The sequence below is a fragment of the Prevotella sp. CAG:592 genome, assembly GCF_000436015.1.
In the GTDB taxonomy this organism is placed as follows: Bacteria; Bacteroidota; Bacteroidia; order Bacteroidales; family Bacteroidaceae; genus Prevotella; species Prevotella pectinovora.
Map to the genome: position 1 here is coordinate 1 of NZ_FR892623.1, position 21,951 is coordinate 21,951.

General features: G+C 45.9%; 17 protein-coding genes. 6 read left to right on the forward strand and 11 right to left on the reverse strand.

The window, feature by feature from the left end:
* Positions 1 to 157 precede the first annotated feature (157 nt).
* From QVO99_RS08880 to QVO99_RS08890, 3 genes are all read right to left on the reverse strand, one after another.
* A complete protein-coding gene (locus QVO99_RS08880; RefSeq protein ID WP_022317247.1) occupies positions 158 to 616 on the reverse strand; it encodes a DUF4293 domain-containing protein in 459 nt (152 codons plus the stop codon).
* Between the two features lie 2 nt (positions 617 to 618).
* Entirely contained in the window at positions 619 to 945 is a 327-nt protein-coding gene (locus tag QVO99_RS08885; RefSeq protein ID WP_022317248.1) for a DNA-directed RNA polymerase subunit omega, read from the reverse strand.
* Positions 946 to 1,028: 83 nt separating this feature from the next.
* Entirely contained in the window at positions 1,029 to 1,853 is an 825-nt protein-coding gene (locus tag QVO99_RS08890) for an outer membrane protein assembly factor BamD (protein WP_022317249.1), read from the reverse strand.
* Positions 1,854 to 2,317: 464 nt separating this feature from the next.
* Here QVO99_RS08890 and uvrB point away from each other — a divergent pair, with 464 nt between their 5' ends.
* A complete protein-coding gene (uvrB, locus tag QVO99_RS08895; RefSeq protein WP_022317250.1) occupies positions 2,318 to 4,372 on the forward strand; it encodes an excinuclease ABC subunit UvrB in 2,055 nt (684 codons plus the stop codon).
* 16 nt (positions 4,373 to 4,388) lie between these two features.
* Here the strand turns inward: uvrB and QVO99_RS08900 are convergent, their stop codons facing one another.
* The 7 genes from QVO99_RS08900 to QVO99_RS08930 form a co-directional block, all read right to left on the reverse strand.
* The gene (locus QVO99_RS08900) at positions 4,389 to 5,018 is read right to left on the reverse strand and encodes a response regulator transcription factor (protein ID WP_022317251.1); all 630 of its coding nucleotides are present in this window, start codon (positions 5,016 to 5,018) and stop codon (positions 4,389 to 4,391) included.
* 210 nt (positions 5,019 to 5,228) lie between these two features.
* The gene (locus tag QVO99_RS08905) at positions 5,229 to 6,386 is read right to left on the reverse strand and encodes a sodium ion-translocating decarboxylase subunit beta (RefSeq protein ID WP_022317252.1); all 1,158 of its coding nucleotides are present in this window, start codon (positions 6,384 to 6,386) and stop codon (positions 5,229 to 5,231) included.
* Positions 6,387 to 6,435: 49 nt separating this feature from the next.
* Positions 6,436 to 6,894, reverse strand: coding sequence for a biotin/lipoyl-containing protein (locus QVO99_RS08910; protein ID WP_022317253.1), 459 nt, complete (start codon positions 6,892 to 6,894; stop codon positions 6,436 to 6,438).
* A gap of 33 nt (positions 6,895 to 6,927) precedes the next feature.
* The gene (locus QVO99_RS08915; protein WP_022317254.1) at positions 6,928 to 7,890 is read right to left on the reverse strand and encodes an OadG family protein; all 963 of its coding nucleotides are present in this window, start codon (positions 7,888 to 7,890) and stop codon (positions 6,928 to 6,930) included.
* A 34-nt stretch (positions 7,891 to 7,924) separates the two neighbouring features.
* Positions 7,925 to 9,613: a putative transporter gene (locus QVO99_RS08920; RefSeq protein WP_022317255.1), complete on the reverse strand. Its 1,689-nt coding sequence runs from the start codon at positions 9,611 to 9,613 to the stop codon at positions 7,925 to 7,927.
* A 262-nt stretch (positions 9,614 to 9,875) separates the two neighbouring features.
* Positions 9,876 to 13,475, reverse strand: coding sequence for a pyruvate:ferredoxin (flavodoxin) oxidoreductase (gene nifJ / locus QVO99_RS08925; protein ID WP_022317256.1), 3,600 nt, complete (start codon positions 13,473 to 13,475; stop codon positions 9,876 to 9,878).
* 85 nt (positions 13,476 to 13,560) lie between these two features.
* Positions 13,561 to 14,748 (reverse strand): ATP-binding protein, encoded by a 1,188-nt coding sequence (locus tag QVO99_RS08930; RefSeq protein WP_022317257.1) that lies wholly within the window; start codon positions 14,746 to 14,748, stop codon positions 13,561 to 13,563.
* A 284-nt stretch (positions 14,749 to 15,032) separates the two neighbouring features.
* On the opposite strand from QVO99_RS08930, the gene QVO99_RS08935 reads away from it, so the two are divergent.
* Positions 15,033 to 15,689 (forward strand): DUF4468 domain-containing protein, encoded by a 657-nt coding sequence (locus QVO99_RS08935; RefSeq protein WP_022317258.1) that lies wholly within the window; start codon positions 15,033 to 15,035, stop codon positions 15,687 to 15,689.
* Between the two features lie 1,328 nt (positions 15,690 to 17,017).
* On the opposite strand, the gene QVO99_RS08940 is transcribed toward QVO99_RS08935, so the two are convergent.
* Positions 17,018 to 18,256: a transglycosylase SLT domain-containing protein gene (locus tag QVO99_RS08940; RefSeq protein ID WP_022317261.1), complete on the reverse strand. Its 1,239-nt coding sequence runs from the start codon at positions 18,254 to 18,256 to the stop codon at positions 17,018 to 17,020.
* Positions 18,257 to 18,499: 243 nt separating this feature from the next.
* On the opposite strand from QVO99_RS08940, the gene hisC reads away from it, so the two are divergent.
* The 4 genes from hisC to QVO99_RS08960 all read left to right on the forward strand — a co-directional run bounded on the left by hisC (position 18,500) and on the right by QVO99_RS08960 (position 21,544).
* Positions 18,500 to 19,549 (forward strand): histidinol-phosphate transaminase, encoded by a 1,050-nt coding sequence (hisC, locus tag QVO99_RS08945; protein ID WP_022317263.1) that lies wholly within the window; start codon positions 18,500 to 18,502, stop codon positions 19,547 to 19,549.
* Positions 19,550 to 19,630: 81 nt separating this feature from the next.
* A complete protein-coding gene (locus tag QVO99_RS08950) occupies positions 19,631 to 19,930 on the forward strand; it encodes a DUF4491 family protein (protein ID WP_022317264.1) in 300 nt (99 codons plus the stop codon).
* A gap of 80 nt (positions 19,931 to 20,010) precedes the next feature.
* Positions 20,011 to 20,481: a 23S rRNA (pseudouridine(1915)-N(3))-methyltransferase RlmH gene (rlmH, locus tag QVO99_RS08955; protein WP_022317265.1), complete on the forward strand. Its 471-nt coding sequence runs from the start codon at positions 20,011 to 20,013 to the stop codon at positions 20,479 to 20,481.
* Positions 20,482 to 20,671: 190 nt separating this feature from the next.
* On the forward strand, positions 20,672 to 21,544 hold the full coding sequence (locus tag QVO99_RS08960; protein ID WP_022317266.1) for a sigma-70 family RNA polymerase sigma factor: 873 nt from the start codon (positions 20,672 to 20,674) through the stop codon (positions 21,542 to 21,544).
* The last annotated feature ends 407 nt before the right edge of the window (positions 21,545 to 21,951 follow it).

A 21,951-nucleotide genomic window follows, 5' to 3' on the forward strand; every position in this document is an offset into this window, starting at 1 on the left:
AGACAATGCTCGTGCCGAGCATACAACATAAAGGGAGCCATATCAAAGAAAAATATTGATATGACTCCCTTTAACTATATTTTACTTGACAGGAATGATAATTCTTGCTTACAGCAGACAGACCGCTAACATCATTCCATGTCATTATATAAGATTTTCATCTTATTCTGTCGGCTGCACGGATAAGAGCCTCGTCTGCCTTTATGGCTTTGCGGGCCATGAATATCAATATCATTGAAACCAATGGCAGTACTGATACAAAACCGATTTTGAAGTCTGCATCCAACTCCCCTTTGAACATCCATGCGAAAACAGCATAAGCTATATACCATACGACTATGAGCAAATTGTTCCATCCGCAAAGCTTTATCTGCAATTTTCTGTTGTTAAACTTGAATATAGTGAAGAAGCTTGTAACAGTAGCCAGGAGCAATATGCAGAAGAGAGGACATACAGTATAGCTTACGCTTCCGTTGCCGTATTGAATCCACAGATTATACATTGCCGTATCCACTCCAAGATTCTTGGGATGAAATACTCCTATGGGAAGACACAAGCATACAATCGTCAGAATAGCCGCTACCAAGAGGAAAACGGACTGTTTGCGCTGTATCATATTTAGTTGTTGTCTTTTGATGGGTCGCGCCAATAAATCTTTCCCTCAACGAATTCCTGGGTAGCAAGCAATGTTGGCTTTGGAAGTTTCTCGTAGTAACGGGAAATCTCTATCTGCTCACGGTTCTCGAATACTTCCTCAAGGCTGTCATTGTAGGAAGCAAACTCTGCCAGCTTCTTGCTGAGATCCTGCTTGATCTCAATTGAAATCTGGTTGGCACGTTTGCCGATGATGGCTACACTCTCGTAAATATTATCGGTCTCATCGCAAAGATCCATAATATTGCGCGTAACGGTATTTACCGGTGCTTTTGACTTTTTGTAATCCATTCTTTAAAATTATTATTATTGTTTTCTGTTTTTATTCTCAAGATGGCAAGACCACTTGCTCGAAATGGAGGCCGTACCGATTGTTAGTCTTTAACGTATTTCTTGCAGATATTGATGTATTTCTCAGCCAGGCTGCGGCTCTTGGAGTCTGGATATTCGTTAATGAATCCATAGCATTCATCCTCTGCGTCTCTATAGCGGTCGATGCGTTTTGACTCTACGCTCTGTTCTGCCAACTCGAACTTACTCTTAACGATAAGCAACGCGAAGTCTTCTCTCAGTTCGCTGTACGGATAGTCGTTCAGCGCATTCTGCGCTGTGATGATACATGCCTGATAATTGCTGCCTCCGTTAGTGCAGTTGCCGAAATATGTTCCGAGATTATAATACAGCTGTGCGGAATATAATTCTTTCTTTACCAACTTATCCTGCAACTGGAAGAGTCTGCCCTGCGCTTTGTCTTTCATCCTGGCATCCTGAAACAAATCCATATAATCCTGAAAGGCCGATATGGCTGACACCGTCTGAGACTGGTCAAGACGAGGTTCCGGAGTGCACATATACAGACTTTCGCCGATGTAGTAAGAAGCAAGTTCTGCATACATGCCCTTAGGATACGACTTGTAATACTTCTTGAAATATTCAGCAGCGGTTTCATAGTCTTTGTCCTTGAACTCAGCCATTGCCAACATGAAGAGAGACTCCTCAGCATTGTCTGTACCCTTCTGTATTGTCACAAGCTCCCGCAGAAGTGTCGTGGCCTTGACATATTTGCCACGAGCATAGCACTCCTTGGCATACTCGTATTTCAAATCGTTGTCTGTCGACTTATATATCTGGTTGAATTGGTTCACGCAACTCGTGAAAAGGAGCATCGCTCCGGCCATTACGACGATTATCTTTTTCATATAAGCAAATTAATTCGAGTTGCAAAAATACACATAATAATTTATACTTCAAAATATTAGCTTTCGATTTACCTGAAATATCCGCATTTTTAGCCGTTTATTCGATTTTTTACAATTCCTTAAACACAAAACGGCGATTAGGGCTTGCTTGTATTTTGTTTTTTAGAAGAGTGGATTTTGTTTGGCTTTTTAACCAAGACTCGAATAAACCGCAATGCAATGAGGACATTTACAATCAACAGTATTACGTATAAGAAAACGCTTGTCTACATGGCAAGAACTATAGGAATACAACTATGGAAGCGGCAAGTTGCAACTGCGAATACGGCTTTTCCTTGATATTCCCAAAAAGTTAATTCTCCATCTCCTTTGTGGCTTATGATAAAATGAGTACTTTTGCAATTCGGACATGTTCTTCGCCTTTTGAAGTCATGCTTAACAACATAAGGAAGAATCATTAAACGATGGATAAATTCACTCTCACTTCTAAATACCAGCCAACTGGTGACCAGCCTGAAGCAATCCGCCAGCTCACCGACGGATTGAATAATGGAGACAAGGCACAGGTGCTGCTTGGCGTAACGGGTTCAGGTAAGACATTTACAGTAGCAAACGTAATTGCCAACGTGAACCGCCCTACTCTTGTGCTTAGCCATAACAAGACATTGGCTGCACAGTTGTATGAAGAGATGAAAGGATTCTTCCCGGAAAATGCCGTGGAATATTATGTCTCATATTATGATTATTACCAGCCAGAAGCATATCTTCCGCAGACAGATACATATATAGAGAAAGACCTTGCCATCAATGAAGAGATAGACAAGCTGAGGCTGTCTGCCGTGTCTGCGTTGCTCTCTGGAAGAAAGGATGTCATTGTAGTGTCTTCCGTTTCATGCATTTACGGTATGGGTGGTCCTGCTGCCATGGCGCAAAGCGTGATAACGGTCAAACGAGGACAGGTTCTTTCGCGCAACATGTTCCTTCGCCGTCTTGTAGACTCGCTTTATGTGAGGAACGACTTGGAGCTGCAGCGTGGCAATTTCAGGGTTAAAGGCGACACAGTGGACATATTCATGGCATATAGCGACAACGTGTTGCGCGTTACGTTCTGGGATGACGAAATCGATTCCATCGAGGAAGTTGACTCTGTAACGTTCCACAAACTTGCATCATTCAACGAGTATCAGATTTATCCAGCCAATCTGTTCATTACTTCAAAGGAACAGACACAGGAAGCCATCAGCGAAATATCCAAAGATCTTGACGAACGCATTGAATTCTTTAACGAAATTGGCGACAACATTAAGGCACAGAGAATTAAAGAGCGTGTAGAATATGATATTGAGATGATAAAAGAGCTTGGACATTGTTCTGGAATAGAGAATTATTCAAGGTATTTTGACGGACGCTCGGCAGGTGACAAGCCTTATTGTCTTTTGGACTTCTTCCCTAAAGATTATCTCATGGTCATTGACGAAAGCCACGTCAGCGTGCCTCAAATAAGAGCAATGTATGGTGGCGACAGGGCACGCAAGCAGAATCTCGTGGAGTTTGGCTTCAGACTACCTGCCGCATTCGACAACCGTCCTCTGAAGTTTGAGGAATTTCAAGAAATGACAAATCAGGTGATTTACGTATCTGCCACTCCCGCAGACTTTGAACTGCAGGAAGCAGAAGGTGTCGTAGTGGAACAGGTGATACGCCCTACAGGACTGTTGGATCCGGAGATTGAAGTGAGGCCAAGCGAGAATCAGATTGACGACCTGATGAACGAAATACTGATACGTTGCGAAAAAGATGAGCGTGTGCTGGTGACCACTCTGACAAAGCGTATGGCGGAAGAGCTGACTGAATATCTTTTGAACCATGAAGTGAGGGCAAATTATATACATAGCGACGTGGCAACTCTTGACCGTGTGAAGATAATGAATGATTTGCGGGCCGGTCTCTTCGATGTCCTGGTTGGTGTGAACCTTTTGCGCGAAGGACTTGATCTGCCGGAAGTGTCATTGGTTGCCATTCTCGATGCTGACAAAGAAGGGTTTCTGCGTTCTCATCGCTCGTTGACACAGACTGCGGGTCGTGCTGCACGAAATGTTAATGGCAAAGTCATCATGTATGCTGACACCATCACAGAAAGCATGCAATTGACAATCGACGAGACGGAACGTCGCAGAATGAAACAAATGGCGTATAACAAGGAACATCATCTCACGCCAAAGAAAATCGAGAAGGAAATCAAGACAAGCGCCCTGGGAGTCCAACGCAATGACTCTAATGAAATGGAAACAAAGGTTGGACACAAGACCACCACGTACGCTCCATACGTTGAAAAAGATTCGTTGGCATTTGCAGCTGATCCTATAATGATGAAGATGAGCAAGGCTGAAATCGAGACAAGCATTGCCGACACTACGGAATTGATGAAGAAGGCTGCAAAGAATCTTGACTTCATTCAGGCTGCGCAATACAGAGATGAGATATTGCGCATGGAGAAATTATTGGATGAGAAGCGATAAACCATCATATTGGCGCTTAATCAGACAATTTGTCGATTTCCTCAATATCGATGTATCCTTGCATTACTGCATAAACCGTGAGTGCGCCCACACTTTTGCGCTTCAGCTTTTCCGTGATGTTCTTTCTGTGGGTAATTACAGTAGACAGGCTGATGCACAGCTTGTCAGCGATTTCCTTGTTGATATACCCACGCACAATATGAGTCAGGACCTCTATTTCCCTTGGAGACAAACCCTTTGACATTTCTTTTGCGGTGTGTTCAGGAAACTTGTTGCCATGTGCATGTGCACTCTGTTCAAGATGAAGCAGAGATTTTACGAGTTCACTTTCTGATACATTCACGTTAACGCTGTGGAATTTTTCCACTACCAGACTTGGTTCATTGGTGGATGTCAACACAATAGTCTTTTTCTTGTTATCTCTGAAGAACTGCAGGTTTGTGAACAATATGTGTTCGGTCACGAAGAAGTGATAGTACAATTGCATGTCATTTGTTTCCAATTCAGAAAACGAGCGGAAACAATCAACAGTAATTTCTGGCATTATGTCCTTCAATAATGATCTCAATCCAATTGCCGCAAAAGTGTTTGAATCAATGATTGCGACCTGTGGCTGCTGTGGTAGTGTGGAATGTGCTGTATTCATCAATTAAACGTGTTGAACTAATAATTGTACATTGATTAAATTATGCATGATGCTATAAAATTGCATGACAACATATGGATAATTGCATGACGATAATGGATTGTAGCATGACACATAAGGATTGTAACATATGAAAACAACAAGCAGGAGATAGTCGTTATCTCCTGCTATTATTTATTTGCCATAACAGATTCTGCTGTCAGGTCAGCTTTATGAGAAGAATCCCAACAATGCTCCTGCTGCTACAGCAGAACCGATCACTCCTGCCACATTCGGTCCCATGGCATGCATGAGAAGGAAATTATGGCGGTCGTATTCAAGTCCCATGTTGTTTGAGATACGTGCACTCATCGGAACGGCACTCACTCCGGCATTACCAATCAGCGGATTTATCTTCTTGTGCCTTGGCAGGAAGATGTTCATGAATTTCACGAAAAGAATACCCGTAGATGAAGCAATGATGAATGCGAAAGCACCAAGAAGGAATATGAATACCGTATTCATCGTCAAGAACTCACTCGCCTGTGTAGAGCATCCTACAGTCAGACCAAGGAGAACAACTACGACATCATTGAGCGCACTTCCCGCAGTCTTTGCCAATCGTGTGGTCTTGCCAGACTCTTTAAGAAGATTTCCGAAGAAGAGCATTCCGAGAAGCGGAAGACCTGACGGCACCATGAAAGTAGTGAGCAGCAATCCAATGATAGGGAACATGATTCTTTCCAACTGGCTTACCCTTCTTGCAGGCTGCATACGGATATGTCTTTCCTTCTTTGTGGTGAGAAGACGCATCAATGGAGGCTGGATAACAGGAACCAGCGCCATATATGAATACGCACATACAGCGATTGCTCCCATCAGGTTAGGACTGAGCTTGGAAGACAGGAAGATAGCCGTAGGACCATCTGCTCCTCCGATAATGGCTATGCCGGCAGCCTGGTTGGGTTCAAAGCCCAGAGCCAAGGCAATCATATAAGCTCCAAAGATTCCGAACTGGGCAGCAGCACCTATAAGGATAAGCTTAGGGTTGCTGATAAGTGCAGAGAAATCTGTCATCGCTCCGATACCCAAAAACACGAGTGGTGGATACCATCCCTGACGCACGCCCTGATAGAATATGTTGAGTACGGAGTTGTCTTCATACAATCCTATCTCAAGTCCGGCATCTGCACGGAAAGGTATGTTACCCAAAACTATACCTAAGCCTATAGGCACCAACAGCAACGGTTCGAAATCCTTCTTGATTGCCAACCAGATGAAGAAGATTCCAACAACGATCATGATGATGTTTCCCACTGTGGCATTGGCAAAACCAGTAAAGGAAAGGAATTCATTAAAGTTGGAAACTATGAAATCTATAATGTTCATAATGTTCTATTCTATATTTTATAATAACTCGAACTATCTTGAACCTTTATCAGGCGATTGTTATCAAAGCGTCACCTTCCATAACGGTATCGCCCTCTTTCACGAGAACAGAGCTAACGGTACCAGACACCTCAGCCTCTATGTTGTTCTGCATCTTCATTGCCTCAAGAATGATGACAGCATCACCGGCTTTAACGGTGTCACCCACTTTCACCTTCACTTCCGTGATAGTTCCTGGCAATGGTGCTCCGACCTTCGTTCCGGCTCCTGCCGCCGGCTTGGCTGCAACAGGTGCCGGAGCCGGAGAAGCGGCTGCTGCAGGTGCTACACTTGCAACCGGTTTCTTCACAGCTATTGGATGCTTAGGCATTGTCGAGGCATGGATAGGCTCTTTCAGCTCCACCTCAAACTCGATGCCATTGACTTTGACTTTTGCGATATTGCCTTCCACTTCAACGATTTCTACATCGTAATCTACACCTTGTACTTTATATTGATATTTGTTCATGATTTTTTATGCTGTTATTAAATTGTACAATCATTAAAAATGTTTCTCTTCGATATGGGCATTCCACATAGTGCTATGCGGCTTGATGGTAATGATATTGCTTTCATTGTCATGCACATCATCCAGATATTGCTTGAGAGCCATTGATATCACGGCAATATAGACCTCTTTATCAATACCCGACGACTGCAGACCGTCCTTCAATATCACTTTTGTCTTGTGTCCAGTCTCTGCGATCACCTCTCCGGCAGCTACGGCAGCCTTTACAGGCTGTTTGTTCTTTGCCTTCTTGATGGTCTGCTTGTGAGACATGAATATACCCAAAACACGGAAGAAAACATAAAGCAAGGCAAGGCAAGAGAATACGATTCCCATTGACAGGATGGCAATGCCAAATCCGTATGGATCTTCTCGTTTCAGTTTAGCCACTTTTGATTCACCTTCTTTCAACAAGTTGTTCGTACCAGGAGTCACTTCTGCCGGGCTTTTGATTTCCCATTTCACAGAGCCGTCCTTTTCTCTGGCAAATGAGCAATCATCCTTCAGAGCAGGTACGCTGACTGAATCAATCAGGTCAACAGCATTACCGTCATAGATGGCAATCCACATCGGCTCGTTTGGCATAGCCTTCTCGCCGATATAGAAAGAACCTTCGGCTCTATGTGAATCAAGATAGAACACGACATGAGTCCTGGCGGTAAGCAAAGTGCGGTCATCTCCACTTGGAATAATGCTCATCATCGAAATCCTCTGTGGAACAGTCAACGACTTGTCCAACACTTTCCTGTCCGTAGTGATATACATGCCACGGATGTTGTAGGAAGAGTATGCGATGTTTGAAAGCTCTACCCAAGGCTTGTGCCTTCCATACTCATCTGTGATACTTGCTTTATTACTCGTCATCACCTCGTTGATCTTGATGTTTCTGGCACCTTGACCATATGCGGATAATAATGTAGTAAGTGCAGCAAAGAGAATTAAACTGAACTTTTTCATACGAATTATATAAGTTATTTATATGCAATCATCGCTACAGACCGCAGAAGAACAACACAATGATCTGTGCGGTAAATATTCTAAGGAACATACTCAGCGGATAGACTGTTGAATATCCTACAGCTGGTGCTTCCTTTGAGCATAATGAGTTGGCATATGCCAATGCTGGTGGATCGGTACATGTACCAGCCAGCATACCCATGATAGTGAAATAGTTGAACTTGTATTTCATTCTTGCTATCGTTCCGATTACCAATATTGGTATGATGGTGATGAGGAAACCGGTGAATACATATTTCAGACCGTCTCCCTGTGCTACAGTGTCCCAGAAACTGTTACCTGCTTTTACACCTACACTCGCCAGGAACAAAACCAGTCCTATTTCTCTCAACATCATATTGGCACTTGTCGTGGTATACGTTACAAGATGGAACTTGTATCCATATCTACCGATGAGGATGGCTATGATAAGCGGTCCACCTGCGATACCAAGTTTGATAGGCACAGGAATGCCATGAATGGCAAAAGGCAGACTTCCGAAAATGATACCAAGGATAATTCCTACGAATATAGTCGCGATGTTAGGAGCCTCAAGACGCTTGATAGAGTTACCCATCACAGATGCCACCCTGTTGACTGCGTTCTCTGGTCCGACTGCCATGATTCTGTCGCCCACCTGAAGAGCAAGGCTTGGACTTGCGAAGATATCCATTCCCTGACGTGTCACTCTAGTCACGTTTACGCCATAGACACTTGGGAGATGCATCTGTCCCAAAGTCTTTCCGTTGATAGAAGAACGGGTAACGAGTATTCTCTTGCTTACCATAGGTTCATCCTGTTCATTCCAGTCAACTTCAATCTCCGGTCCGATGAAAGCGTTGATCGGCTCGGCATCATCCTCTGCACAAACGATGAAGAGCAAGTCTCCCATATGGAGTCTGCTTTCGCCTGTAGGAATCGTCACGTGGCCTTCATGAAGTATGCGTGTACATACAAAATCCCTGTTGAGGAATTCATGAACCTGTTCTACCGTGCGGTCTTCAAGATACGAGTTGGTGACCTTGAGGTGCATCATGTACGGTTTCACCGCTGTATTCTCAGCTTCCTCCTCTTCCAACTTCTTTTCTTCACTTTCAAGCTTCACCCTGCAGATATATCTGACGGCGATAGTAGCGCCAATAATACCGAGCACGCCAAGCGGGTATGCGCAGGCATATCCGTTTGCAATCTGAGGTACCTGTCCGGCAGGGAAGATTGTAGACAAAGCCTCATTGGCGGCACCAAGGCCAGGAGTGTTGGTCACGGCTCCATAGAGCGTTCCAACCATCATTGGCAGGTTGTTGTGGTCGCTTGTGTCGAAGAAAATGAAATAGCATGCGAACATAACTGCGATATTAAGCAGGATCATGCATGCAGACAGGGCGTTAAGCGTAACGCCACCTTTTCTGAAACTTTCTAAGAAACCAGGACCAACCTGAAGTCCAATCATGAACACGAACAAGATAAGTCCGAAATCCTGTATGAAAGACAGGATATTCGTAGGAGCTGTAAATCCGACATGGCCTGCGGCGATGCCTGCAAACAATACGAATGTCACTCCAAGTGAGATACCACCCAGCTTGATCTTGCCAAGATAAACACCAACAGCTATGACAATAGCGTATAGCAATGCTATATGCGCTATCGAGTCAGTTGTTGTGAATAAAGCTATTAGCCATTCCATCTCTTAGTAATTTAATTTTTCTCTTAGGTTTTAGATAAAAAAATGTTTTAAAAAATTATGTGCGCAAAGGTAATGAAAAAAAAGTGTTATTGCTAATTTTTATCAATTTGTTTTCGCTATATGCCAAAAAAGTAGGGATTGCAAACAATTTGCAACCCCCACTCTCTTTATTTTATGGTCAGTTCCCTATTCTTCAATGCCGTTTAGGTGTATGTCGAATATAGAACTGACATTATGTCAACCTATTGACAGTTCTGTCTGATTAAGCCTCTGTAGCGTCAGACCAATCCTCCTTAGACTTGCGGATATAGCTTTCGTAGCGGAGCTGGGCCATTCTCTGAGTAGCAGCGAAGAGTTCGTCAGCCTCGTTAGGATAAGCCTTCTTGACAGACATGAAGCGCACCTCATTCATCAGGTAATCCTGGAACAGACTCCAGTCCGGCTCCTTAGAGTCGAGTGTGAATGGATTCTTGCCCTCGTTTGCCAACTCTGGGTTGAAACGCCACAGATGCCAGTAACCGCATGCTACGGCACGAGCCTCCTCAGCCTGGCTGCGTCCCATACCACCCTTGATCTTCAGACCGTGGTTGATACATGGAGCATAAGCGATTATGAGTGATGGTCCAGGATAAGCCTCTGCCTCACGGATAGCCTTCAGACACTGAGCGTTGTCAGCACCCATGGCAACCTGAGCTACGTATACATAACCGTAAGTAGTAGCGATCATACCGAGGTCCTTCTTGCGGATTCTCTTTCCACGGGCAGCGAACTGTGCGATGGCGCCAAGTGGAGTAGCCTTAGAAGACTGACCACCGGTGTTAGAGTAAACCTCTGTATCGAGAACAAGCAGGTTCACATCCTCACCAGAAGCGATAACGTGGTCGAGACCACCGTAACCGATATCATAAGAAGCACCGTCACCACCGATGATCCACTGTGAACGCTTAACGAGATAGTGGTCGAGAGTCTTCAGCTCCTTGCAAACATCACAGCCAGCAGCAGCACCCTCCTCGAAGAATGGCTTCAGCTTGGCGGCAGCAGCCTTAGAAGCTTCAACATCATCCTTGCCGGCAATCCACTCCTTGGCTGCAGCCTTGAAGTCGTCGGCAACCTTCTCGTTTGCGATAATCTCATTGAGAAGACCTTCAACACGCTCCTTCATCTTCTTGTTAGCCATCACCATACCGAGACCGAACTCGCAGAAGTCCTCGAACAGAGAGTTAGCGAATGCAGGACCCTGTCCCTTCTCGTTTGTTGTATATGGAGTAGATGGTACAGAAGCTGAATAGATTGAAGAGCAACCAGTAGCGTTAGCGATCATCTCGCGGTCACCGAAGAGCTGAGAAACCAACTTCACGTATGGAGTCTCACCACATCCTGAGCAAGCGCCAGAGAATTCGAACAATGGCTGTGCGAACTGTGAGTTCTTAGGATTAGACTTCACGTCTACGAGATCCTGCTTAGACTTCACGTTCTTAACCAGATAGCTCCAACCGGCAGCGAGGTCTATCATATCCTTTGCGTCTGGGTTGTAAGGAACCATCTTGAGAGCCTTGACAAGCTCACCAGTCTCCTTATCCTTCTTGCCAGGACATACGTCAACACAGTTGCCGCATCCCAGACAGTCGAGTGGAGATGGCTCGATAACGAAGTGCATACCCTTCATTGCTGCAGGAGCCTTCATCTCGATAGTGTTGCCGTTGAAGCCAGCCTTCTCCTCGTCAGTGAGCACGAATGGACGGATTGCAGCGTGAGGACAAACGAATGAACACTTGTTACACTGGATACAGTTCTCAGAGTTCCATACAGGTACGAATGCCTCTACACCACGCTTCTCATAAGCAGCAGTTCCGTTCTTCCATGTACCATCGGCAGTACCGTGGTTAACGAAGTCAGAAACCTTGAGCAGGTCACCAGCCTGTGCGTTGATAGGACGAACGAGTTCCTTAACGAATGCAGGTGCGTCATCCTTCTTCACTTCATCGTCTGGCAGGTTAGCCCATGCCGGATCAACGGTGAGCTGCTTGTACTCACCACCGCGGTCAACAGCCTGGTAGTTCTTGTTCACAACGTCCTCACCCTTCTTGCCGTAAGACTTCACGATGAACTTCTTCATCTGCTCAACAGCGAGGTCTACAGGGATAACTCCTGTGATGCGGAAGAATGCGCTCTGCAGGATGGTGTTTGTACGGTTGCCGAGACCAATCTCCTGGGCGATCTTTGTAGCGTTGATTGTGTAAACGGTGATATTGTTCTGTGCGAAGTAACGCTTTACCTTGTTAGGCATGAAGTCAACAAGCTCCTGTCCGTCGAAGATTGTGTTCAGCAGGAATGTACCGTTCTTGCGGAGTCCACGTGTCACGTCATACATGTGGAGATATGCCTGTACGTGGCAAGCCACGAAGTTAGGAGTGTTCACCAGATATGTAGAGCGGATTTCCTCGTCGCCGAAACGGAGGTGCGAGCATGTGAAACCACCAGACTTCTTAGAGTCATAAGAGAAGTATGCCTGGCAGTACTTGTCTGTATTGTCACCGATGATCTTCACAGAGTTCTTGTTAGCACCTACAGTACCGTCAGCACCGAGTCCGTAGAACTTAGCCTCGAAGAGACCCTCGCCACCCATTGGGATTTCCTCAACGGCAGGAAGAGAAGTGAATGTAACATCATCAATGATACCCAGAGTGAAGTGATCCTTTGGCTCTGGCAAATTGAGGTTGTCGAATACAGAGATGATTCTGGCCGGAGTAGTGTCGCAGCCTCCGATACCGAAGCGTCCGCCAACAATTACAGGTCTGTTCTCTACGTTGTAGAATGCGTTCTTCACGTCGAGATACAATGGCTCTGCATCAGCTCCTGGCTCCTTTGTACGGTCGAGCACAGCAATCTTCTTGACTGTCTTAGGAACGGCAGCCAGCAAGTGCTTGTTGCTGAACGGACGGAAGAGGTGTACGCTTACCATACCTACCTTTTCGCCCTTCTTTGTCATATAGTCGATAGCCTCGCGAGCAGCCTCAGAACCAGAACCCATGAGGATGATCACGCGCTCAGCGTCCTCAGCTCCGTAGTAGTCGAAGATGTGGTGCTCACGACCTGTGATCTTTGTCATCTCGTTCATGTAGTGCTCTACGATTTCCGGCAACTTCTCATAAACATCGTTGCGAGACTCACAATGAGTGAAGAAAGTCTCAGGGTTCTCAGCTGTACCGCGTGTTACAGGGCGCTCAGGTGTGAGTGCGCGGTCGCGGAAACGCTTAACGTCAGCTGGGTCTACGAGCTTGGCAACATCCTCCTGGTCGAGGAGCTCTATCTTGTGGTACTCGTGTGATGTACGGAAACCGTCGAAGAAGTTTACGAAAGGAATTTCAGACTTCAGCGCTGCGAGATGAGGAACTGCCGAGAGGTCCATAACCTCCTGTACAGAACCAGAGCAGAACATGGCGAAACCTGTCTGGCGGCAAGCCATGACGTCCATGTGGTCACCGAAGATACACAACGACTGCGTAGCCAATGAACGTGCAGAAACATTGAATACGCATGGAAGCATCTCACCTGCGATCTTGTACATATTAGGGATCATGAGCAACAAGCCCTGTGAAGCTGTGTATGTGCTTGTAAGCACACCAGCCTGCAGTGAGCCGTGCACAGCACCAGCGGCACCACCCTCTGACTGCATTTCCTGTACGCTAACAGTCTGTCCCCAAATGTTCTTTCTGCCACGTGCAGACCATTCGTCAACATGCTCAGCCATTGGAGACGATGGTGTGATAGGATAAATGGCAGCTACCTCTGTAAACATATAGCTTACGTGAGCGGCAGCCTCGTTACCATCACAAGTGATAAACTTTTTTTCTTTTGCCATTTTAGTAAAATATTAATGTTAATGTATTTGTTGTTTACTTATTTAATTATTACACTTTAAATAAATAATATATTAGCCTCTTCTGTCAATACAGGAATCCGAGCAGCCACAGCGGCATTTGGTTCCCCTGTCCTATTTCCGTGTTGTATCTTGCGGAATACGTGTTCGCCGAGCCTCTCGACCTTGATGAATGTGTGGCGTCGGATATGGTGAAGTCGTATTTCTCGTCCACGATGAAATGTCCGTTCTTGTTTCCCTTGTTCACCACATGATCTTTCCACAACGCATTGATGAAGAAATTCTCCATCACAGCCTGCTTGTCGGCGATTATCGGATATATCGCATACATGAGGTTAGGGTTGTGCATCACCACCATCGGTGGTTTTTTCGGGAACTCCTGCCCCACCGGATACAATATGTTTATAAGTCTTGCGTCTGCCAGATATTTGATGTAGTTCATCACGGTGGCACGGCTTGTCTCTATGTCGATTGCCAATTGGCTTATGTTCGGGGCTTTCGTTCCGTTCACAGCCAGGAGATAGAACAGCTTCTTTATTTTGGCAAGATATTTGAGTTCGATTTGCTTTATGAACAGTATGTCCACCTCCGTCATCATGTTCATCGTCTTGAGCAGGTTTTCCGAATAGTTCCTGTGCTCGCGATAGAACGGATAGAACCCGTGGTGAACGTAATCCTGGAAATACTTCAGCGGCGAAACGTATGGCAGGATTTTCCTGACAAGCTTCTCGTGGTTTTCCACTATGTCGTCAAGCGTGAAAGGTTCGAAGTTGTTTCCCGTCTGCAGGTTGATGAATTCTCTGAACGAGAACCCTCTCAGGTTGTAGCTCTTCACGATGCCGCTGAGCTCGTAGTTCTCATCCTTGAGCCGCATCACGCTGCTACCGGTAAAGACGATGTGAAGGTTTGGATAGAGATCGTAGCATTTGCGCAGTTCGCTTGCCCAGTTCGGCTCTTTGAACACCTGATCGATAAGCAGCACTCTTCCTCCGTTTCTGTAGAACTCCCCAGCGAAGTCTGCTATTCCCCTGCACTGGAAATAAAAGTTGTTCATATTTACATACAGACACTTTTTGTTTCCGAGTTCAAAGTTTTCTTTTGCATACTGCAGGAGGAAAGTGGTTTTTCCCACTCCTCGCGACCCCTTGATTCCGATCATGCGGTCGTTCCAGTCTACCTCGTCCATCAATAGACGACGTACCGGTGCATCCGTGTGCTCCACCAAATAGTTATGTGTTCTAAAAAACGCTTCCATCCCTATCATTTAATTCATTTGCAAAGTTAATGGTTTTCCACCAATTTTCAAACTCTACATTGCAAAATCTTGCATTTTTTATCATTTTTAATCCAGTTTCGATGGTTTGCAGGATAAAATTACTCAAAAGCGGGGCTTTGTGCATGTAAAAATTCACGAACAAGAAGGATGACAAAGAAACTGCAGGCAAGATGCCGAATCGTTAAATAATGCATAATCAACGATGCATTGCGCTTTTTAGTGTTATCTTTGCATGTCGTTAAACAACTTAAAGATTAATTGGAATGAAAAAATTTTTATTGTCACTATTATTTATAAATGTGTCGTTCTGCAACGTTTGGGCACAGAACGAGTGGGAAAGACCGGATGCAGCAGTCGGGAAACAGAAGGAAACAGTAAAGACCGTAACCAGAAAGGAAAAAGTAGAAGATCCGAAATACATGGCCGGCGCCGTGACGGAGAATGAAGGAAAGGTGGAATGGACCTGCAAAATCAACATGCCAGGAAAATCCTCCCAGCAGCTTTACGACCTGTGTTTGGGCTATTTGCAGGATTTCGTTAAAGAAGAAGACCAACTTCCGGAAAGCAACGTCACGCTTGTGAACAAGTCGCAGCGGGTGATTGTGGCAACACTTAACGAATGGCTTGTATTCAAAAGCACCTTCCTCTCGCTCGACAGGGCAAAGCTAAACTATGTGCTGGTGGCAAACTGCACGGACGGTTGTGTGGAACTGACGATGCGCAACATATTCTTCAGATATGACGAGAACGACGGTAAGGGCATGACGAAAATCCTTGCCGAGGAATCCATTAACGACAAGAATGCGCTGAACAAGAAGAAGACAAAACTCGTCACAGGATGGGCGAAGTTCCGCAGGATGACTATCGACAGGAAGGACGAGGTGTTCGACAAGTTCAGAACCTATCTGGCGGATAAATGATCCACGATCTGCCAACCTCAACCCCATCTCCTACTGACTCTCGCAGATAAACAACGGCGACACAGAGGGTGACATTTTCCCAAAAATTCCCATTTTCCCATCTTCCCATCTTCCCATATAACGAAGAATAAATGTAATAAAAAAGATAATATATTGATATATAATGACTTATATAAAAACACCATTTCCCATTGGGAAAATGGGAAAATGGGAAAATGGGAAAATGGGAAAAATGTTATAAAGACTTTTCAAACGGCCATACATTCTCCGACAAACAGACTACGGCAAACTTCACACCTCTGTTCTTGAAAATCTTGCAAATACAACAACATGAGGCATGGCAAACATGAACCTCAAGGAAAAGGCAAGAGAAAAGAGAGGAAAAGAGTACCAAGTGTCCCAAGTGTCCCAAGTGTCCCACTGTCCCACTGTCCCAAATAAGCAATAAAAAATGTAATAAAAAAGATAATATATTGATATATAATGACTTATACAAAATACATGATTCCACTTGGGACAATGGGACAGTGGGACACTTGGGACACTTTTGTAAAAACTTTTCCAACAACCAGCATTCTCCGACAGCCAGACTACGGCAAACGTCACACATCTGTTCGTGATTTTTTGCATCTACAATGACCAGGGGCATGACAAATGCAGACTTCAAGTGAAGATGAATTATTCTGGTTATCATCTTCAGCCCCCTCTCGTTCTCCCCCGTAGGGGAGATGAAGATTACTCTGTTAGCGGATAAGTGACTGATAATAAGGCTACAGATAATCAGATAGCCAATGGTAACTGTCCCTCCCCTACGGGGGAGGCTAGGTGGGGGCTGAAGTGGTGAGAATTTTCCCACAACTATACATTCTCCGACAAGCAGACTAAGGCAAACGTCACAACTCTGTTCTTGTAAATCTTACAAATACTATGACATGAGGCATGGCAAGTGTGGACTTCAAAGAAAAGACAAGAGAAAGAGGGAAAAGGAAGGAAAAGAGTCTCAAGAGTCTCAAGAGTCTCAGAGTCTCACAGTCTCATATAACCAATAAATAATGTAATAAAAAAAGATAATACATTGATATATAACAACTTATACAAAATACCGGATTTCACGTGAGACTGTGAGACTCTGAGACTCTTGAGACTCTTGAGACTCTTTTCCTTCCTTTTCCCTCTTTCTCTTGTCTTTTCTTTGAAGTCCACACTTGCCATGCCTACCGACAATTTGGATACGGCAGCCCCCTCCCCTGTTCTTGAAATCATAAAACACCGAAAACGAGGGCGCAAACAGCCGGTTTGCGAGTCACAAACCGCCTGTTTGCAACAAGCTATATGTGATATTTGTATTTCTTTGTAGCCCTGCGGGGAGTCATCACACCGTCTGCATCGTAGGAACCGCTGGAAATCCCCTCCACAGAAGGCCCCGTATATTTGCATCCGCGATACTGGGCATAGCGCTTGCGGATGCGATAAACATAGTCTACAGTCTCCCACCCTCGCATATAGCCATATCTCACCACAGGATCGTTATAGAATTCCGGCTGCTGAAGCTTCAGCACGTATGGTGCCACATCATTCCATCTCGACGGATTGCCGCCATGCTTCCGGGCAAGCGCCATGGCGTCTTTCACGTGGTTCGCACCGCCATTGTATGCTGCGAGTACGAAGCACTGGCGCTCCTCGGCAGAACGCACGTTGCTGAAGACAGACGACAGTTCGGCAAGAAGGCGCACAGCAGCCTCAATGCTCCTCTCCGGGTCGTGCATGTCGCTACGGGCGAGACCGAGATGGTCTGCCGTGGAAGGCATTATCTGCATCAGTCCGCAGGCTCCAGCCCACGACCTGGCATTGGGGTCGAAGCACGACTCCTGATAACATTGTGCCGCCAACAGCCGCCAGTCCCACCGCGCCACGGGGGCATAGCGGCGGAAAAGCGGGTCATATTTAGAGATTACGCCATTTTCGCGCGACAGGAACGGAGCATAGACATGACGCGAAACGCTACGCGAAGACAACAGAAACCGCTCCTCCTTCTTTATGTCGGCAAGCATCTTGGGCTTATACCAGCCGTCAAGGGCTTTCGCCAATTCGCCGTTGTCCTTGGCCACTGCCCATTGCATGCCATCAGAATAGGCACCGCAGAACTTCAGTCCTCCACCCTGCTTCATGCCCTTAGGCAACATACACATTATAAGGTCGGCACTACCCTGCCTCACCCTCTCGGCAAGCTCCGCCGTGTCTTTGCACACCTCCACACGAAGGGCGACACCAAGCTGCTGGGCGAACTTCTCACAAAGCAGATACTGGGTGCCGAAGCCCCTGCCGTGGTATTCGAAATATGTCTGCGGACCGCTTAGCGTCACCACTATCAGTTCGCCGTTGCTCACTATCTCCGAGATGCTGCAAAAGCCTCCAGCCGACACGGAGTCTGTCATCACCTCGCCCCAGGGAGTGACGATAGACTTGTCTGCCGCCTTGTCTCTGCAAGAAACGGCAAGCATGAGAACAGGCAAAAGCATGATGATGAAAAGCAAATGGCCTTTACGGCAACGAAGATATCTTGTCATGAATTGTTTTTAATTACGGGTAAATATCGTTCCGGCACAACAGCATGCAGAACAAATAGCCCACAAAGATAGCTATTTCCTTGCAAATATATCACAAAATGACTAAATTTGCGGTATGATAAAGAAAAAGATTGCCTTCGCAACCGAAGCCACCAGATGCCACGAAGCGCATTCAAGCCACGTTTCGAATGAAGACAATCATGACAACCATATCACAACAAAGATTTAAAGAAACCGCACAACATGAAGCGACTCAACGAATTAGTACGTCAAAACATATTAAGACTCGAGCCATACGGACATGAAAGAAGCTCAAACGGCAACAAGACCGGATTGGTGTTTCTCGATGCCAACGAGAATCCTTACAACACCCCGTATAACAGATATCCCGAAATACGACAGACGGAGCTGAAGAGGGCAATCGCAAAGATGAAGAAGCTGCCAGCCGAATGCATACTTCTGAGCAATGGAGCAGACGAAGCCGCAGACATCATATACAGATGTTTCGCCGAACCTGGCAGAGACAATGTTGTGGCGATAGAACCGACATGCAGGATGTATGAAAGGCTTGCCGAGATAAACAACGTGGAATACAGGAAGGCGGCACTCGACGAGAATTTCCAGCTTTCTGCCGGGAGAGTACTCGCAGCATGCAACGGGAACACGAAGGTAATATGGCTCTGCTCACCCAACGACCCGACGGGCAACGAACTGCAACGGGAAGAAATAATCAGGATTATAAACGGGTTTGAAGGCATTGTGGTGGTTGACGAGGCTTATTCAGACTTCTCAAGCGCCACGCCCCTGAGGCACGAACTATACAAATATCCTAACCTGATAGTGCTTGACACCTTCAGCAACTCATGGGGATGCGCAGGACTACGGCTTGGTGCCGCCTTCGCCTTTCCGGAAATCATCGACATATTAAATAAGGTGAGAAATCCATATAACGTCAACACGCTGACCCAGGAAAGCGTGTCCAAGCTCCTCGACAGACAATACGACGTGGAGAAATGGGTGAACATACTATTGGCGGAGCGCGAAAGGATGGTTGAAGCCTTCAGACTGCTGCCTTCGTGCAAGAAGGTTTATCCGACAGAGACGAACTTCTTCCTTGCCCAGATGACCGACGCCAAAAAAGTGTACGACCACCTCAAGGGAAACGGCATATTGGTGAAGAGCATGGCAGGCGTGCCGCTCTGTGAAGACTGCCTGAGAATCACCGTAGGCAGCAAGTCGGAAAACAGCGAACTTCTCGCCGCACTAAGACTCCTGAAGACGGAAGAAGAATAAACAAGTCCATAACCTAACGGAAGACAAGCCGCACATTCCTTGCCTGTTCTCCAATTATTCATAAAAAATCAATATAAACAAATGTTTTTCACAGGTATCATAATAGCCGTAATGGCATTGGCGATAATAGGCGTGTTCCACCCCATAGTGATAAAGACGGAATACTACACCGGAGTAAGATACTGGTGGGTGTTCATGCTCCTCGGACTCCTGTGTCTGGCGGCAGCGCTTTTCGTAGAAGACATTATCGGGTCGGCAGCGCTGGGACTTGCCGGGGCGTCATTCCTATGGTCTATCCTCGAACTCTTCGAACAGAGAGAAAGAGTGAGAAAAGGATGGTTTCCGATGAACCCAAAGCGAAAAGACGAATACGACAAATAGAAAGCGCAGCCTCTCGTTGCGCATACAGGCATTGCCACGCTTCATCATGAAGCCGAAAGACAGGACAAAGAACAGAGGAAATGAAGACAAAACTTTTAGTCGTGGGAAAGACAAACGACAAGAACATAACGAAAGGGATTGACGACTATGTGGGAAGAGTGAAGCATTACATGCCTTTCGACATAGAGGTAATCCCCGAACTCAAAAACACGAAAAGCCTCACACAGAGCAACCAGAAGGAGATGGAAGCGGAACAGATTCTCAAGAGGCTGCAACCGTCAGACACCGTGGTGCTGCTCGACGAACACGGCAAGGAATACAGAAGCATAGAGTTTGCCAGATGGATAGAGAAGCAGCAGCAGACTGCACGGAGCCTCGTGTTCATAATCGGCGGACCGTACGGCTTTGCCGACTCCGTATACGAGAGAAGCGACGCCAAGCTGTCGCTCTCAAAAATGACTTTCTCACACCAGATGATACGCCTGCTCTTCGTGGAGCAGATATACAGGGCGTGCACAATCATAAAAGGCGAACCGTATCATCACGAATGAAGACAATCAAACATGAATGCCTGTCACCATTACGGCTTTTCAGAAGAATAAATACACGTAAGTGTTAAAGTTTTGTTAAAATCATTGACACGGGAGGATATTTTTAGTACCTTTGCATCGTTTTTTCAGGAAAACAACATTAAAGTATTAATAATCAGCTACTTATAAGGTTTTAAAGAAAATATCAGGCATGAGACAACTAAAAATTCAGAAAAGTATTACCAACCGTTCCAGTGAAGCACTCGACAAATACCTCGTTGAGATAGGTCGTGCGCCGTTGATTTCCATCGACGAGGAGATTGAACTCGCACAGAAAATCAAGAAAGGCGGACGTGAGGGCGAAAGAGCAAAGAACAAGTTGGTGACAGCCAATCTTAGATTTGTCGTATCTGTTGCCAAGCAATATCAGCATCAGGGCCTTACTCTGACCGACCTTATAGACGAAGGCAACATCGGACTCATCAAGGCCGCACAGAAATTCGATGAGACCAGAGGCTTCAAGTTCATCTCCTACGCCGTGTGGTGGATCCGCCAAAGCATCCTTCAGGCAATAGCAGAGCAGAGCCGCATCGTGAGACTCCCGCTGAACCAGGTGGGTTCGCTCAACAAGATAAACCATGAGATCAACAAGTTTGAGCAGGAAAACCAGCGCCATCCTTCAGTTTCCGAGCTCTCTGAAGTAACGAAGCTCGACGAAGAGAAGATCGGACAGTCGCTTGCTGCCGACGGTCACCACGTGAGCATCGACGCCCCATTCCAGGACGGTGAAGACAACTGTATGCTCGACGTGATGCCTAGTGGAGAGGACAGCAGGACCGACCGCGTGGTAGACCACGAATCCATGGCCCTTGAGCTTAATTCCGTATTGAGCAAGGTGCTCAAAGAGAGAGAGATAACCATCATCCGCGAATGCTTCGGTATAGGATGTCAGGAAAAGGGCCTTGAGGAAATAGGCGACCAGCTCGGTCTTACACGTGAGCGCGTGAGACAGATCAGAGAGAAGAGCATCGCCAAGCTGCGCGACAGCGGCAACGCCAAGATTCTCATCAAGTATCTGGGCTGATGCCCACCCCCTCTGTTGGGGAAGAAATGAGACAAAAGACGGGAAGCAATTCCCCATAGCAGACAATATATGCGTCTTGCCACAGACATGATTCATACATCATGGCGGCATGACGCATTTTTCTTTCCAACTTACTTTATTTGAACCCAAACCGACGGTTACGGTTTGCATGGATTCCGTTTTTATTGAAGAGTAGATTTTGTCTGGCTTCTAATGAGTATTAGCAAGTTGTTGAGAATAAAAAAAACACAAAACGCAAGGCTTTTAATAATAAATTTATTAACTTTGCAAAATCAAGCATTAAGGTATAGGAGTTCAGCAAGTTTCCGAACTTGCTTACAGGCAGACAAGATGCAGGTTGGTCACTTGTCAACTGATGTCCGAAATGCCTTTTCAACGTAAAAAGA